The sequence below is a fragment of the Escherichia albertii genome (assembly GCF_028622335.1).
Lineage (GTDB): Bacteria > Pseudomonadota > Gammaproteobacteria > Enterobacterales > Enterobacteriaceae > Escherichia > Escherichia albertii.
The window spans coordinates 169855-186391 of sequence record NZ_CP117568.1 but is presented as its reverse complement, the minus strand read 5'-3'; the positions used below and the strand labels follow the sequence as shown (position 1 = coordinate 186391).

The following is a 16537-nucleotide window of genomic DNA, read 5'->3' as shown; positions in this document are numbered from 1 at the left end:
ACAGGGGGCTATTATGCGAATTGAAGTCACCATAGCGAAAACATCGCCACTACCCACTGGAGCCATTGATGCTCTGGCGGGTGAACTTTCTCGCCGTATTCAATATGCGTTTCCAGACGATGACACTCACGTTTCGGTACGTTATGCGGCGGCGAATAACTTATCAGTTATTGGCGCGGTAAAAGAAGATAAACAGCGCATTAGCGAAATTCTACAAGAAACGTGGGAAAGCGCCGATGATTGGTTTGTCAGCGAATAATATGCAGTGATGTTTGTTTTGCCGGGTCGCCCCGGCTTTTTTATTTTACTTAATAGCGACGTGTACAAAATGCCTACACTTCCTCAAAATAATTGCACAATATGCTAAAAAAATATGAATGACATGCTGTTTTATTGTTCATATAAATCTTAAAGGCAAAAAATTATCTTCTTCCCCCTTTAAAAATTCGGTGAATACCCTTACTTATTGGTATACTGAAGTTGCTTCAGATAAAAACGCATTGAACCTCGAATAACGTTGTCTAGTAACACGAATTAGGGGGCCATGATGGAAAAAAATAATGAAGTCATTCAGACTCATCCGCTCGTTGGGTGGGACATCAGCACCGTTGATAGCTATGATGCGCTGATGTTGCGTTTGCACTACCAGACCCCAAATAAATCCGAGCAGGAAGGGACTGAAGTTGGTCAAACGCTCTGGTTAACCACTGATGTTGCCAGACAATTTATTTCAATATTAGAAGCAGGAATCGCCAAAATTGAATCTGGTGATTTCCAGGTAAACGAGTATCGGCGTCATTAACATGACATGACCATCCACCCTAAAGGCACCTGAACGGTGCCTTTATCATTTCTGTGTTGTATATCTGCATTCAGTTAATTACTCTGCTTAAACCATGAGAGCAGAGAGAAAAAAATGAAATACGATCTCATCATTATTGGCAGCGGTTCTGTAGGCGCCGCCGCCGGGTATTATGCCACCCAGGCTGGTTTGAAAGTGCTGATGACCGATGCCCATATGCCGCCACATCAACACGGCAGTCACCATGGTGATACGCGATTAATTCGCCATGCTTATGGTGAGGGAGAAAAGTATGTCCCGCTGGTTCTTCGCGCACAAATCTTGTGGGATGAGCTCTCCCGTCACAACGAAGATGATCCCATTTTTGTTCGTTCCGGCGTTATCAACCTTGGCCCAGCCGATTCCAAATTTCTCGCTAATGTCGCCCACAGCGCCGAACAGTGGCAACTCAACGTTGAAAAACTGGATGCGCAAGCCATTATGTCCCGTTGGCCGGAAATACGCGTCCCGGATAATTACATCGGCTTATTTGAGGCTGATTCCGGCTTTTTGCGCAGTGAACTGGCGATAAAAACCTGGATCAAGCTGGCGAATGAAGCAGGTTGCGCGCAACTGTTTAACTGCCCGGTCACCGCAATTCGTCATGACGACAACGGCGTCACGATTGAAACGCCTGACGGCGAGTATCAGGCGAAGAAAGCGGTTGTTTGCGCGGGAACATGGGTGAAAGACCTGCTGCCTGAACTACCTGTACAGCCGGTACGTAAAGTGTTCGCCTGGTACCAGGCTGATGGTCGTTATAGCGTAAAAAATAAATTCCCGGCCTTTACCGGTGAACTACCCAATGGTGATCAATACTACGGTTTTCCTGCCGAAAACGATGCCCTGAAGATTGGTAAACATAACGGCGGTCAATTGATCCACTCCCCAGATGAACGTGTTCCGTTTGCAGAAATTGCCAGCGATGGTTCAGAAGCCTTCCCGTTCTTACGCCAGGTATTACCCGGTATCGGCTGCTGCCTGTACGGCGCGGCCTGCACTTATGATAATTCGCCGGATGACGATTTTATTATTGATACCCTGCCAGGTCACGACAATACGCTGCTGATTACCGGTCTGAGCGGGCATGGTTTTAAATTTGCTTCAGTATTAGGGGAAATAGCCGCCAACTTTGCGCAAGGTAAAAACAACGATTTTGATTTAACACCTTTTAGACTTTCCCGTTTCCAATAATCATCTAAACGGCCTCAATCATGAGGCCGTTTTTACAGGAGATTTTAATGCGCCGGCTGGTGAACTATCTCATTAATAATATTCGCGAGCATCTCATGCTTTATCTTTTTCTCTGGGGGGTACTGGCGATTATGGATCTTATCTACGTGTTTTATTTTTAATCAACGTTCAGTGAAGCAAATTGACAAAGATTTAATTTATCTTTCATTTAGCGCACGTGAATAGACAAATTTGTACCGCCAGTCGTCTCCCATCATTAGCAACCTGAACCGACTAAACTCACGATGATTTTTTCACTACTGAATCAAAATCATTGAAATAAATATCATTCATAACACTGGAAGCAACAGCGATTGCTCAAGAGCAAAGCGCCTTATTTCTCTGACTCTGATATTCTCAACGTTGCGTTCAGACGTCCACGGGACTTATTAAAGATTTTATTACCATTCTCACGCCCAGCACGGCGCCGTCGCTGTTCCTCTGCCGGTAACGTGCTCTCTTCATCGCAAATCTCACTACAACAACCGTTGAATTTCTCGGCACACGCCGGACACTGGATAAATAACAGATGGCAACCATCATTTTTACAGTTTGTATGATTGTCGCAAAGTGCGCCGCACTGATGGCAATGCGCAATAATTTCGTCAGAGATACGCTCGCCCATCCGCTCGTCAAAAACAAAATTTTTGCCAACAAAACGCACCGGCAAGCCTTGCTCTCGCGCCTTACGAGCGTATTCAATAATACCGCCTTCAATATGCCAGACTTTATTGAATCCGTTATGCTTCATCCAGGCACTGGCTTTTTCACAACGAATACCTCCCGTGCAATACATCACGATTTTTTTATCTTTATGCGCCTGCATCATCTCTATGGCTTTCGGTAACTGCTCGCGGAAAGTGTCAGCCGGAATTTCCAGCGCATTTTCAAAATGCCCGACCTCATATTCGTAGTGATTACGCATATCTATGAACAACGCATTGGGATCGTCAAGCAAAGCGTTAACTTCTGCCGCTTGCAGATACTCCCCTACGTTACTGGCGTCAAACCGGGGATCATTAATACCGTCGGCGACAATTCGGTCGCGCACCTTCATGCGCAGTACCCAGAAGGATTTCCCGTCATCATCCAGCGCAATATTAAACCGTAACCCTTCGAAAGCGGGATCGAAGGCATATAACTGTGCGCGAAATGTTTCAACATAGCTCGCAGGTACGCTGATTTGCGCGTTGATCCCTTCATGCGCCAGATAGACCCGACCAAAAATATTTAGCGCAGTAAATAACTGGTATAAGGCATCGCGAGTCACTTTTGGGTCGGCGATGTGAAAATATTTATAGAACGAAATGGTAGTGCGAGGTTCGTTTTCGGCCAGCATTCTGGCTTTCAGCGCGTCGTTGGCAATGCGGTTGTGTAACACTGGCATGGTGTACGATTCCTGCAAGGTGGGGGAGATAAAATCCGGCGCATGATATAGCAATTATCGATAATTAACATCCACATATTTTACGCTACATTTACGCATTAAAAATTATTAATTATTTACACTCATATCCATTTAACCCAATCTCCAGTCTCAAATTTTGGTTGAGGGAGAAAAAATGCGACAATACATACAATTATCCGTATAGGTTGAAAGACAGGATTGATATGACGAATCTCCCCAAGTTCTCCACCGCACTGCTTCACCCGCGTTATTGGTTAACCTGGTTGGGTATTGGCGTACTTTGGTTGGCCGTGCAATTGCCTTACCCGGTTATCTATCGCCTCGGCTGTGTATTAGGGCGTCTGGCGTTACGCTTTATGAAACGACGCGCCCAAATTGCATATCGCAATCTGGAGTTGTGCTTCCCGGAGATGAGCGAGCAAGAACGCCATGAGATGATAGTAAAGAATTTCGAATCCGTTGGCATGGGACTCATGGAAACCGGCATGGCATGGTTCTGGCCGAACCGCCGTATTGCCCGCTGGACGGAAATAATCGGCTTAGAAAATATTCGTGATATACGGGCGCAAAAACGCGGCATCCTGTTAATCGGAATCCATTTTCTGACGCTGGAACTGGGCGCACGACAATTTGGTATGAAAACACCGGGTATTGGCGTCTATCGTCCTAACGATAATCCACTGCTTGATTGGTTGCAGACCTGGGGTCGCCTGCGCTCAAATAAATCGATGCTGGATCGCAAAGATTTAAAAGGAATAATCAAAGCACTAAAGAAAGGCGAAATGGTCTGGTATGCGCCGGATCATGATTACGGCCCACGTTCAAGTGTTTTTGTACCATTATTTGCCGTTGAACAGGCGGCAACCACAACCGGCACCTGGATGTTGGCACGAACATCTGGCGCGTGTCTGGTGCCGTTCGTTCCACGTCGTAAGCCGGACGGCAAAGGCTATCAGTTGATCATACTGCCGCCAGAGTGTTCACCGCCGCTGGATAACGCTGAAACCACCGCGGCATGGATGAATAAAGTGATCGAAAAATGCATCATGATGGCGCCAGAGCAATATATGTGGCTGCATCGCCGCTTTAAAACACGCCCGGAAGGCGTCCCTTCACGTTATTAATCCTTCTCAGATAAGCCGGATAAGATGTGCCGACATCACATCCGGCAACAATACCCACGGCTGATTTAGCGATAAAAGCTCTCTCCATTGCGCCACCTATAAGTCAGGCGCATAATTAGCGTGCTTATCTTTTATTCTCCTGGTCACCGCGCTCCGGCGCATCAACAGCGGATTGCTATGTCACCTTCCGATAATGACACCCCCATAAACTGGAAACGAAACCTGATCGTTGCCTGGCTAGGCTGTTTTCTCACTGGTGCCGCCTTCAGTCTGGTAATGCCATTCTTACCCCTCTACGTTGAGCAACTTGGCGTTACAGGCCACTCGGCCCTGAATATGTGGTCCGGCATAGTCTTCAGTATTACCTTTTTATTCTCCGCCATCGCCTCGCCGTTCTGGGGGGGACTTGCCGACCGTAAAGGCAGGAAAATCATGCTATTGCGCTCAGCTCTCGGCATGGGCATCGTGATGGTGCTGATGGGGCTGGCGCAAAATATCTGGCAGTTTTTGATCCTGCGTGCGCTGCTTGGTTTGCTTGGCGGATTTGTTCCCAACGCTAACGCCTTAATCGCCACTCAGGTTCCACGCAATAAAAGCGGCTGGGCGCTGGGTACGCTTTCCACCGGTGGCGTCAGCGGCGCGCTGCTCGGTCCAATGGCTGGCGGACTGCTTGCAGATAACTATGGCTTACGTCCCGTTTTCTTTATCACTGCCAGCGTATTGATACTCTGCTTCTTCGTCACCCTCTTTTTTATCAAAGAGAAATTCAAGCCAGTTAGCAAAAAAGAGATGCTCCACATGCGAGAAGTGGTGACCTCGCTTAAAAATCCGAAACTGGTACTTAGCCTGTTTGTCACAACGTTAATAATCCAGGTGGCGACCGGTTCTATCGCGCCAATCCTGACACTCTATGTCCGTGAACTGGCGGGCAGCGTCAGTAACATTGCTTTTATCAGCGGTATGATCGCTTCTGTTCCCGGTGTTGCTGCGCTACTTAGTGCACCACGACTCGGCAAACTTGGCGATCGTATCGGACCAGAAAAGATCCTGATTACCGCGTTGATCTTTTCCGTGCTGTTGTTGATCCCTATGTCTTACGTGCAAACGCCACTGCAATTGGGCATTTTACGTTTTCTACTCGGTGCTGCCGACGGTGCGCTGCTTCCCGCCGTGCAAACACTGCTGGTTTATAATTCGTCCAACCAAATCGCCGGACGCATTTTCAGCTACAACCAGTCATTTCGCGACATTGGCAACGTCACGGGACCGTTGATGGGCGCGGCTATCTCAGCAAATTATGGTTTCCGTGCCGTATTTCTGGTTACCGCCAGTGTTGTTCTGTTCAACGCAATCTATTCGTGGAACAGTTTACGCCGTCGCCGATTACCTCAAGTATCGAACTGATTTTTCGCCTTTCATACTTGCAAAAGCGGAGAATCAGCTATTCTTTTCCCTGAATCCTCATCAAATCAAAGGGAGAATCGTGATGACTATGTACGCAACGCTTGAAGAAGCCATTGATGCCGCTCGCGAGGAGTTTCTTGCTGATAATCCAGGCCTCGAGGCTGAAGATGCGAATGTACAGCAGTTCAATATGCAGAAATATGTTCTGCAAGACGGCGACATCATGTGGCAAGTTGAGTTTTTTGCTGAAGAAGGCGAGGAAGGTGAATGCCTGCCTGTGCTCAGCGGTGAGGCCGCACAAAGCGTCTTTGACGGCGATTATGATGAGATAGAGCTTCGCCAGGAGTGGCAGGAAGAGAATACACTGCATGAATGGGATGAAGGTGAATTCCAGCTTGAGCCGCCTCTGGATACCGAAGAAGGACGCACCGCTGCCGATGAGTGGGATGAGCGTTAATTATTCGTACGGGCCGTGATGAATATCAATCGGTAGCAGTAAAGTATCAATAACCAGAGAAAACGGCAGATCGAGGATCGTGACATAGCGCCATGCAGAATCACGAACGTCCCATTGCACCCCAGGATAATATTGGTTGCCATGCCCCTGCCCTGGCATGGTGCGGCTAATGATACTGCCGCATCCGCTAAGCAGGGCGACCATGATGCCGACTACAATGAAACGCATTTGATACCCCTTTCGTAAAAAAATACCGGCATTACGCCGGTATTTTTATTGTGCACAGAAAACCCCCAGCTAGGCTGGGGGTTCTGGAAAGCTTTCAGCTTTGAGCCAGTTATTAAAACCCCTTTTGATTTGTTAAAACACCTTGCGGTCTGGCAACTGCAAGTGTCAAAAAAGAAATCAAAAGGGGGTCCCAATGGGGAACGAAAAGAGCTTAGCGCACACCCGATGGAACTGTAAATATCACATAGTTTTTGCGCCAAAATACCGAAGACAGGTGTTCTACAGAGAGAAGCGTAGAGCAATAGGCAGTATTTTGAGAAAGCTGTGTGAGTGGAAAAGCGTACGGATTCTGGAAGCTGAATGCTGTGCAGATCATATCCATATGCTTGTGGAGATCCCGCCCAAAATGAGCGTATCCGGCTTTATGGGATATCTGAAAGGGAAAAGCAGTCTGATGCTTTACGAGCAGTTTGGGGATTTGAAATTCAAATACAGGAACAGGGAGTTCTGGTGCAGAGGGTACTACGTCGATACGGTGGGTAAGAACACGGCGAAGATACAGGATTACATAAAGCACCAGCTTGAAGAGGATAAAATGGGAGAGCAGTTATCGATTCCCTATCCGGGCAGCCCGTTTACGGGCCGTAAGTAAGGAAGTTGGATGCAAATGTCAGATCGTGTGCGCCTGTTAGGGCGCGGCTGGTAAGAGAGCCTTACAGGCGCATTTGAAAAACCTCCGGCTATGCCGGAGGATATTTATTGCTGGAAAAGTGCTCGTTGTTTCGCTGGATGCACGACCGTCTTATCAGCGTCACAAACATCGCGGTCTGAAGCGTAGCACATCAGGCATCCAGACCTTCACTGCGAAGTTGCATCAGGTTTACGCAATGCCAGCGGATTCAACGTTATCCCTTCATAGTAACTCACCCATGACGAATACTTCTCCGGGGAGTTCCACACCCGGAAATGCAGGCGCGCCATGGTCACTGGATCGCTCAACAACACCAAACGACGATCGCGATTCAGCTTCTCTGGTGTCTCGTTCAGCGCCTGTTCGACATGACGATCGCGAGCAATTTCCAGTACTTTACTGACCCGGTGACGCGCAGTTGCCATTGCCGTTGCCAGAGCGTTAAATGACGGATTAAACACGGCATGCATAAACCCATCATCCAGTGCGCGTTGTCGGTTCATTTCCAGGAAACGGTCCGTGTCGACCAGCACCTGCGGCGGCGAATACTCTTCCGGGATCAGGAACAACTTCCAGCGTTTGGTACGCAGCCCCACGGTTGTCCGGCTGGAGATCACCGAAACAAACGGTGACAGGATCAACGAGAAGACAATTGGCGCCAGCCAGAACAGGAATCGCAGATCCAGCCATGCCATGCCGACTGCCCACACTAATCCCAACAGCAACTGTGAGCCATGACGTTTGAATGCTTCCCCCCAGGAGGTGGAGTCATCATCGCGTTGCGGTGAATTCCATACAACTTCCCAACCGAGGAAAGCGCTGACCACGAATACGGTATGGAACAGCATACGAACTGGCGCCAACAGCACTGAGAACAACACTTCCAGCAGCAGCGATAACGTAACGCGCCAGAAGCCGCCATATTCTTTCGTTCCTTTGCACCAGATAAGCAGAATACTCAACAACTTCGGCAGGAACAGCAGTACCATCGTTGAGGCAAACAGGGCAATCGCCAGTTCGGGACGCCACTGCGGCCAGACCGGAAATAACTGCCGGGGTTGCAGGAAGTATTGCGGTTCAGTCAGCGCGTGCACCACCTGCAATGCGGTAGAGAGCGCCAGGAACATAAACCACAGCGGCGCGGAAAGATAAGACATTACGCCTGTCAGGAACACCGCGCGGTGAACCGGATGCATCCCTTTAACCAGGAACAGACGGAAGTTCATCAGGTTACCGTGGCACCAGCGACGATCGCGTTTTAGCTCATCAAGCAGGTTAGGCGGCAGTTCTTCATAAGAACCAGGGAGATCGTAAGCAATCCATACACCCCAACCTGCACGGCGCATCAGCGCGGCTTCCACGAAGTCGTGTGACAGAATGGAACCAGCAAAAGATCCCTCGCCTGGCAGCGGCGCCAGCGCACAGTGCTCAATAAACGGTTTCACGCGGATAATCGCGTTATGTCCCCAGTAGTGCGACTCACCCAGTTGCCAGAAATGCAAACCGGCAGTGAACAGTGGCCCATATACACGGGTCGCAAACTGCTGGCAGCGCGCATACAGCGTATCCATACCGGACGCTTTCGGCGATGACTGGATAATCCCGGCATTTGGGTTGGCTTCCATCAGACGCACCAGGCCGCACAGACAATCGCCGGTCATCACCGAGTCAGCATCCAGCACCACCATGTAGCTGTACTGGCTGCCCCAGCGGCGGCAGAAATCATCAATATTGCCGCTTTTACGCTTCACGCGGCGGCGGCGACGGCGATAGAAAATCTGCCCTTCGCCCTGCACTTCGGCGATCAGTTCCATCCAGGCTTTTTGTTCCGCCACACAGATGTCCGGGTTGTAACTATCGCTCAGAATATAAACATCAAAATGTTTGGCATTACCTGTCGCTTTCACTGACTCCCACGTCGCACGCAGACCTGCAAAAACGCGGCTCACGTCTTCGTTGCAGATAGGCATGATCAATGCCGTACGGTGCTCCGGGTTTAGCGGTTCATCACCCACGGTTGAGGCGGAGATACTGTATTTATCGCGACCAATAAGCAGTTGCAGGAAGCCCATCAACGCCGTCCAGAAACCGGCGGACACCCAGCAAAACAGTACCGCGAAGAGGATCAGGATACCGGTTTGCAGCATATAAGGCAGAAGCTGCATAAAGGAAACCCACAGATCCTGACCGACCATATCAACCGGGTTAATCAACGCCCAGCCCTGATACGGGAGGATAGTCTTCATATACCAGGTCGCGACAACGGTTTGTGCCAGCGTCAGGACCAGCAGGATGTAACGGCGGATTGTCCCGACGGTACGCCACTTTTGCTCACTCTCCTGCTCTTCTTTGGTCAATCGCGCCAGATAACGTGGCGTAACGTCGCGTCCACGCAAACGATCCCAGAAGCGTCCTACCGGGTTAGTACGCCATGGATCGGGAAACATAGAAGAGCGTTTTGCTTTCGGCATTGCCTTAAGTTGGTCACGCCCCTCATCGTCTTTGACTAATTGCCCGTCAGCGAGAGAATCCGGCCAGGCTTGTTCAAGACGTGCCTTTACCGATCCTTGCGGGGAGTCATCCTCCCGCGCATAGATACGATGTTCGGCATCCAGCGCCTGATGAACAGCGCGGATATCAGTCTTCGGCAATGCCGCTTTCTCGCTTGCGGAGACAAGCATTGCGTCAATGTACTCAGTTGTCTTATTCATTGGCAGGTAACTGGTAGCTCCAGGTTTCACTCAACGTCTGATCGGCATTAACCAGGGCAGCACGCATTTCGGTGGTTTTCTTGGCATCTTTCACTTTCACACGCATTACCAGACGCCAGCCTTTAGTCACTGGGTTATAACGCACCGTACTTTCTACAATCTCACCATTATCACCAATGCTGGTCTGTGCCGTGACTGGAGTATCCTCTGGCAGCTTTTTCATTTCAGCGCCAGTAAAATCGACCACAAAGGCGATAGTGCCGTCAGGCTGGCGAATCAGGTTTGACTGTTTAACATCGCCCGTTGAACGACGAGTCTGCTGCACCCAGGCATTATCAGGCGCGTGTAGTTTGTCTTCGTCACGACTGAAGGTGATGGTGTATTTAAAATTCATCTCCTTGCCAGGTTCCGGCAGTTGGTCCGGTGTCCAGTAAGCAACGATGTTATCGTTAGTTTCATCGTTGGTCGGAATTTCTACCAGCTCAACGCTACCTTTGCCCCACTCCCCTTTCGGGGTTACCCAGGCGCTAGGGCGCAAATCGTAACGATCGTCGAGATCTTCAAAGCGCGAGAAATCGCGTCCACGCTGCAACAAACCGAAACCTTGCGGATTCTCCATGGCGAAGCTGCTGACCGCCAGATGTTTCGGGTTATTCAGCGGACGCCAGATCCACTCACCGTTGCCGGCGTGGATAGATAAGCCGTTAGAATCGTGCAATTCCGGGCGGTAGTTGGTTGTCGGAGACGGTTGATTTGGCCCGAACAGGAACATACTGGTTAACGGCGCAACGCCCAATTTGCCGACTTTATCGCGCAGGTAAATTTTCGACTGCACATCGACAACCGTGTCACGCCCCGGCATGACAACAAACTTATAAGCCCCTGCCGCACGTGGAGAGTCCAGCAATGCATAGATTGTTAAACGTTTGTCAGTTGGTTTTGGACGCTCAATCCAGAACTCTTTAAAACGTGGAAATTCTTCACCAGATGGCAACGCGGTATCAATTGCCAGACCTCGAGCGGAAAGGCCGTAAACCTGCCCTGCGCCAATGACGCGGAAATAGCTAGCCCCGAGCATGCTGACGATTTCATCGTTTTTATCTTTGCTGTTGATCGGGTAAAGCACTTTAAAACCGGCGAAACCAAGGTCTTTTACCGTGTCTTTGTCATGCTGAACATCGCCGAAAGTGAAATAATCCGGGCTGTATTTGATTCGTTTTACTGCGGTTGCAGTGACTTCATTTATTTTGACCGGTGTATCGAAGTACATACCCTGATGGTAGAACTCGAGCTTGAATGGGGTCTTCAGATTATTCCAATAAGCTTTATCATGGTTAAACTGGATCTGCTGATAGTCCGCGTATTTCATATCACGGAAGACGGAGGGCAAGTTGCTTTTCGGCGCCTCATAGCCTTTCCCGGCTAAGGATTGAGCTTGCTTAGCGACATCGTCAATGCTGAATGCCCAGCTTGAAGATGTATACAGGGTTAACATTACTGCAGCACTCAACCAACGCATTTTCATCATTTGTAGTTTATGTTTCATAATTAGTAAGCACTTCCCCCTTTGTGTGCTTATATCGATCCGATCTATTTTAATGGATAACCAGCCATTCCGACAACAGAATCCCGGTATTGTTCAGCGCACTGGCTCATGGATTAAACACCTGGTCACAACCATTTTCACTTTCCGTGCTTCTCCTAAAGACAGAAGCGACGAGTTCGTGTAGGGTTTGCCAGCAAATTTATTTATCTACCGTCTTACAAACGCTCCCATTCTGGTTAGTGGTAGTGGTTATGCCATGCAGAACAGCCATGAAGCTCGCGCCGCGTGCGGTCAGGCTGGCTCTCTTGTGGTAAAAATCCTAAAGGCATTACCCGACAGGGATAAGACGAAAAATCCGAGATTAGTTAACCATATATGAACCCAGTACCCGCGCAGCGTGAATATTTCCTCGACTCCATCCGCGCCTGGCTGATGTTGTTAGGGATCCCTTTTCATATTTCTTTAATCTATTCAAGCCATACCTGGCATGTGAATAGCGCAGAACCGTCATGGTGGCTGACTCTTTTTAATGACTTCATCCACGCGTTCCGCATGCAGGTATTTTTCGTTATTTCTGGATATTTTTCCTACATGCTATTTTTACGCTACCCATTGAAAAAATGGTGGAAAGTACGTGTCGAACGTGTAGGAATCCCAATGTTAACGGCCATTCCCCTGCTCACTTTGCCACAATTCATTATGTTGCAATATGTCAAAGGCAAAGCGGAAACCTGGCCCGAACTATCCTTGTATGACAAATATAATACGCTGGCCTGGGAATTAATTTCTCACCTATGGTTTTTGTTAGTTCTGGTCGTCATGACGACAATTTGCGTATGGATATTTAAACGCATCAGAAATAATTTAGAAAAATCTGATAAAGCGAATAAAAAATTCTCGATGATTAATCTTTCGTTGCTTTTTTTATTCCTCGGAATCAGTTATGCGGCAATAAGAAGAACGATTTTTATTGTTTATCCACCTATTTTAAGTGACGGCATGTTCAATTTTATTGTCATGCAAACGTTATTTTATTTGCCATTCTTTATTTTGGGAGCTCTGGCTTTTATTTTCCCTAATCTTAAATCCTTGTTTACCACGCCATCTCGTGGCTGCACACTCGCTGCAGCATTGGCGTTTGCCGCTTATTTACTCAACCAGCGCTACGGCAGCGGCGACGCCTGGATGTATGAAACCGAATCAGTGATCACGATGGTACTTGGCCTGTGGATGGTAAATGTGGTCTTCTCCTTTGGACACCGATTGCTTAATTTTCAGTCGGCACGAGTAACCTATTTTGTAAACGCATCGCTGTTTATTTACCTGGTTCACCACCCATTAACGCTGTTTTTCGGTGCATACATTACTCCGCATATCACATCAAATCTGCTGGGTTTTCTCTGTGGTCTGGTATTCGTGGTGGGGCTTGCGATAATTCTGTACGAAATTCATTTACGCATCCCATTGTTGAAGTTTTTGTTCTCAGGCAAGCCGATCGTGAAGCGTGAAAATGATAAAGCGCCAGCCCAATAAGCAACGCTTACAACAACCATTCAACGGGCAATATTGACGCCAGTCGGACCATAACCCGCTTCCAGAAACCGGTGGCGGGTTCTTTTTTGAGGATAATCTCTTCCTTCCCATGACGATCGACCCAGTTGATCCGCCCCCAACGGTCCAGACGAAGCTGCCATGCCACATCATACTGACTCTGAATAAAGCGTTTATCGATTAATTGCGCCAGTGTCCCGCTCTCTATCACAAAACCCATTTCAGTATTGAGCAAAGTTGAACGCGGGTCGAAATTGAATGAACCAATAAACACCGTCTTGCCATCGATACTAAACGTCTTAGCATGCAGGCTGGCACCGGAATTACCGGTTATGCCGCGATCGTGCAATGTGCCGATTTGTTCTCTCGTTGGCTTAAGTTCATACAATTCAACGCCATAGCGAAGCAGTTTTTTACGCCAGCGCGCGTATCCGGCATGTACCACCGCGACGTCATTGGCGGCCAGCGAGTTAGTTAAAATGGCAATTTTCACTCCTCTTCTGACCATTCGTAGTAACTGCGCCACGCCTGCGCGCGTCGGCACAAAATAGGCCGAAATAATATCGATGCGTTCACTGGGTGAGCCCATGATATCAAACAGGCGCTGCGGCAGTAGTGAATGGCGCTTTGCCTTACCTTCTCCTTTTGCTGGATCATCGCTTAACAAACGCGTTTTTGCCCAAATTAGCGGCAAAGTTCCTTCAACCAGTTGATTCATTAACGGGCTGGATCTCAGTTTGCATAAATAACGCTGCGTGATGGGATCATTGTTCCAGGATGCAGGCAGTTCTATACGATCCGCCATTTCACCTTCGGCAACATCCAGAACCTGCTGCAGTGGTGAAACTGACTTGCAATACCAGTAACGGACAAAATCATCCGCAACGTCCTCTACGACCGGACCTATAGCCATGACATCTAAATCAGAAAAAAGGAGCTCTTCCCCTGCGCCAAAATAGGCATCACCAATATTTCGTCCGCCCACCAGCGTCACCACGCCATCAACAGTAAAGCTTTTATTGTGCATACGGCGATTGAGGCGAGAGAAGTCAGTGAGATAACCAAGCGGACGCAATAAACGAAACGAAAAAGGATTGAAAAGCCGGACTTCAATGCGCGGGTGGCTATCGAGTAAACGTAAAATGCCATCAAGCCCCGGCGTATTGTTATCATCCAGCAACAAACGGACGCGAACGCCACGCTTCGCCGCAGCCAACAGAGCGGAAAATAGCAGCCTTCCCGACATATCGTCCTGCCAGATGTAATACTGAACATCCAGCGTATGTTCCGCCAACTCTGCGAGGCGATATCGTGCAGCAAATGCATCCAGACTTTTATCAAGGGGGAGAATGCCACACAGTCCAGGATGTTGCGAACACAGTGGCAACACCGCACTTGCTAGCCGGGGTAAATCATTCATCGCCTTGTTGGGTAAGGAGTCTTTCGTAGAGGTGGGCATTTTCAGCATCATAACAGACAAAGTATACCTGCTCAGGTAAAGCGTGACGGTTCATAAATTCCGCAACAGTTTTTACGGCTATTTCAGCCGCCGCAGCGCGTGGGTAACCGTATACCCCTGTGCTAATGGCAGGAAAAGCCACTGACGCATAGCCATTCGCCGCTACCAGCCGCAGACTATTAAGATAAGCATCCTGCAATAGTTGATCTTCATTTTGTTCGCCGCCGCGCCAGACAGGTCCAACGGTATGCACCACAGCTTTAGCGGGAAGACTGCCTGCAAGAGTAATGACTGCATGCCCCGTAGGGCAATCGCCCTGTAGTTGGCGTACTTTTAAACAGGCATCCAACAACGCAGGACCGGCAGCACGATGAATAGCGCCATCAACGCCGCCGCCCCCCATTAATGATGGGTTCGCCGCATTAACAATAACATCAACGGTAAGTTTGGTAATATCGCCCTGCACAACATGGATACGCGATTTCATAACGCCTCCTTACACTCTCTTGTTTCTTAAGTGTATAGCAGGGGCTTTAGAGAAATCGCATTTTTCTTGTCAGTAAGCATGAGTTGTTCAGGAACTTAGTGATATTCGATGCTCATCACCGCCAGCTTTTTTTGCTCATCAATGTATTGCATTTTCACCGAGGCAATTTGTGCATTTTTAACTTTGCCGCTCATAAGTTCCTTACCGGAATAAGATTGAGTATGAACGACCCCATTCTGCATACAGGTTATTTTTACGGGGACATGCATAGCGCTGAGTTCACATGCGGGCTCCACTATTTCGCCGCGAAAATAGATAACACCACCTTGCACATTGTTACCAGCGATTGTAAAGAAAGAGAAAAACAGGCTACCGAGAATAAGGGTATTTAAGAACGATCTGTACATTTTTTATATTTCCTCAATGATTAATCATCCTTGAGGCTGTGTTGTCCATGCATTCAGATTGTCCGATTCGCATTAGACCATTCTCTTCCAGTTTACTTAATATCCACTATATCAGGGTATTAAGACGATCCTGAAGAGGGCGGCCATTGTTGTGATAAATGAAGCGACTGTCCATCGGACACCGTCACGACAATTTTCACGCGATCGTCCGGGGAAATATTTAAACTCAACTTCGTCAGAGCAATGGGTTGATTAGCGGGCAATGAGAGGGTCTTTTCTTGCTTCGTCTGACTTTGTCCAGAACTGCCTTCACGTAAAGACATGATTTGTACCCGACACAAGCAAGACTGTGTCAGTGTAACTTCAGGAACAATGGTGTACATGTCGCCTTGCTGGGTCGTATTAAAGGTAATCTGGCTGGAAAGTGCCGCAAGGAGTAATAACGCGTTCATCTTCTTCTCCCGAAAAAAAACAGGGCTTCCGCCCTGTTTTCTGTCATACAAATTTTGTATTAGTACTGATGGGCAGTCGCGTTGTTGCCAAAGCCAACCTGGGTTACGTTAACGCTGGAGTTAGATGCAGTCTGGTCAACAGCAGCACCGTTACCGCCACCGAACTGTTTAACGGTCATAGTAGAATCTTTACCATTCCACTGATCAAGAGTCGCGCTGTTACCGAAACCACGCTGAGTCAGATCGATTGAGCTGTCATCAGAACCTTGTCCAACATCTGCACCGTTACCGCCGCCGTGCTGGGTAATGGTCAGATCGGAATTTCTGGCATCAGCTTGCAGAGCAACAGCAGAGTTACCGCCACCGTACTGATAAATATTCAACTCTGAATTCGGGCCGCTGTTATTACCGCCACCGCCGTGGTTGCCGCCGCCGCCGTACTGAGGAATAGAACCTGCCAGAGCGCTACCAGAGAATACGATTGCTGCAATTGCTGCTACTTTTAAAAGTTTCATGTAAAACCCCCATCGGATTGATT

Annotated in this window: 18 protein-coding genes; 9 read left to right on the top strand and 9 right to left on the bottom strand. The window is 48.5% G+C overall.

Annotated elements, in window-relative coordinates:
• The first annotated feature begins 13 nt into the window (after nt 1-13).
• The 4 genes from dinI to PS053_RS00865 all read left to right on the top strand — a co-directional run bounded on the left by dinI (nt 14) and on the right by PS053_RS00865 (nt 2196).
• A complete protein-coding gene (dinI, locus tag PS053_RS00880; protein WP_001217770.1) occupies nt 14-259 on the top strand; it encodes a DNA damage-inducible protein I in 246 nt (81 codons plus the stop codon).
• Between the two features lie 288 nt (nt 260-547).
• Complete coding sequence (bssS, locus tag PS053_RS00875; RefSeq protein ID WP_000414438.1) at nt 548-802, top strand: biofilm formation regulator BssS; 255 nt, start codon at nt 548-550, stop codon at nt 800-802.
• A gap of 114 nt (nt 803-916) precedes the next feature.
• Nucleotides 917-2035: an N-methyl-L-tryptophan oxidase gene (solA, locus tag PS053_RS00870; protein ID WP_000872746.1), complete on the top strand. Its 1119-nt coding sequence runs from the start codon at nt 917-919 to the stop codon at nt 2033-2035.
• 47 nt (nt 2036-2082) lie between these two features.
• On the top strand, nt 2083-2196 hold the full coding sequence (locus PS053_RS00865) for a YceO family protein (RefSeq protein WP_001253741.1): 114 nt from the start codon (nt 2083-2085) through the stop codon (nt 2194-2196).
• 212 nt (nt 2197-2408) lie between these two features.
• Here PS053_RS00865 and trhO read toward each other — a convergent pair whose 3' ends face one another.
• The gene (gene trhO, locus PS053_RS00860) at nt 2409-3461 is read right to left on the bottom strand and encodes an oxygen-dependent tRNA uridine(34) hydroxylase TrhO (protein WP_256879470.1); all 1053 of its coding nucleotides are present in this window, start codon (nt 3459-3461) and stop codon (nt 2409-2411) included.
• Nucleotides 3462-3685: 224 nt separating this feature from the next.
• On the opposite strand from trhO, the gene PS053_RS00855 reads away from it, so the two are divergent.
• From PS053_RS00855 to PS053_RS00845, 3 genes are all read left to right on the top strand, one after another.
• A complete protein-coding gene (locus tag PS053_RS00855) occupies nt 3686-4606 on the top strand; it encodes a Kdo(2)-lipid IV(A) acyltransferase (RefSeq protein WP_059227680.1) in 921 nt (306 codons plus the stop codon).
• A 177-nt stretch (nt 4607-4783) separates the two neighbouring features.
• Entirely contained in the window at nt 4784-6010 is a 1227-nt protein-coding gene (mdtG, locus tag PS053_RS00850; protein ID WP_024165453.1) for a multidrug efflux MFS transporter MdtG, read from the top strand.
• Nucleotides 6011-6092: 82 nt separating this feature from the next.
• Nucleotides 6093-6467, top strand: coding sequence for a MysB family protein (locus tag PS053_RS00845; protein WP_000180066.1), 375 nt, complete (start codon nt 6093-6095; stop codon nt 6465-6467).
• Here PS053_RS00845 and PS053_RS00840 read toward each other — a convergent pair whose 3' ends face one another.
• A complete protein-coding gene (locus tag PS053_RS00840; RefSeq protein WP_001211108.1) occupies nt 6468-6695 on the bottom strand; it encodes a YceK/YidQ family lipoprotein in 228 nt (75 codons plus the stop codon).
• Between the two features lie 193 nt (nt 6696-6888).
• Here PS053_RS00840 and tnpA point away from each other — a divergent pair, with 193 nt between their 5' ends.
• Nucleotides 6889-7347 carry an IS200/IS605-like element IS200C family transposase gene (tnpA, locus tag PS053_RS00835; RefSeq protein ID WP_000526135.1) on the top strand — a complete coding sequence of 153 codons (459 nt, stop codon included), beginning with the start codon at nt 6889-6891 and terminating at the stop codon, nt 7345-7347.
• Nucleotides 7348-7553: 206 nt separating this feature from the next.
• Here tnpA and mdoH read toward each other — a convergent pair whose 3' ends face one another.
• On the bottom strand, nt 7554-10097 hold the full coding sequence (gene mdoH / locus PS053_RS00830; protein ID WP_204628581.1) for a glucans biosynthesis glucosyltransferase MdoH: 2544 nt from the start codon (nt 10095-10097) through the stop codon (nt 7554-7556).
• A complete protein-coding gene (mdoG, locus tag PS053_RS00825; RefSeq protein ID WP_072243501.1) occupies nt 10090-11625 on the bottom strand; it encodes a glucans biosynthesis protein MdoG in 1536 nt (511 codons plus the stop codon). Before mdoG ends, mdoH begins: the two co-directional genes overlap by 8 nt.
• Nucleotides 11626-12018: 393 nt before the next feature.
• Between mdoG and mdoC the strand changes: the two genes are divergently transcribed.
• Complete coding sequence (gene mdoC, locus PS053_RS00820) at nt 12019-13176, top strand: glucans biosynthesis protein MdoC (protein WP_256879497.1); 1158 nt, start codon at nt 12019-12021, stop codon at nt 13174-13176.
• A 7-nt stretch (nt 13177-13183) separates the two neighbouring features.
• On the opposite strand, the gene PS053_RS00815 is transcribed toward mdoC, so the two are convergent.
• The 5 genes from PS053_RS00815 to csgA form a co-directional block, all read right to left on the bottom strand.
• Nucleotides 13184-14665 (bottom strand): phospholipase D family protein, encoded by a 1482-nt coding sequence (locus PS053_RS00815; RefSeq protein ID WP_256879498.1) that lies wholly within the window; start codon nt 14663-14665, stop codon nt 13184-13186.
• Nucleotides 14607-15140: an O-acetyl-ADP-ribose deacetylase gene (gene ymdB / locus PS053_RS00810; protein ID WP_025237194.1), complete on the bottom strand. Its 534-nt coding sequence runs from the start codon at nt 15138-15140 to the stop codon at nt 14607-14609. Before ymdB ends, PS053_RS00815 begins: the two co-directional genes overlap by 59 nt.
• 95 nt (nt 15141-15235) lie before the next feature.
• Entirely contained in the window at nt 15236-15547 is a 312-nt protein-coding gene (locus tag PS053_RS00805; protein WP_044712961.1) for a type 1 fimbrial protein, read from the bottom strand.
• A gap of 119 nt (nt 15548-15666) precedes the next feature.
• On the bottom strand, nt 15667-15999 hold the full coding sequence (gene csgC / locus PS053_RS00800) for a curli assembly chaperone CsgC (protein ID WP_000992826.1): 333 nt from the start codon (nt 15997-15999) through the stop codon (nt 15667-15669).
• A 59-nt stretch (nt 16000-16058) separates the two neighbouring features.
• A complete protein-coding gene (gene csgA, locus PS053_RS00795; protein ID WP_000771425.1) occupies nt 16059-16514 on the bottom strand; it encodes a curli major subunit CsgA in 456 nt (151 codons plus the stop codon).
• Nucleotides 16515-16537: the final 23 nt, after the last annotated feature.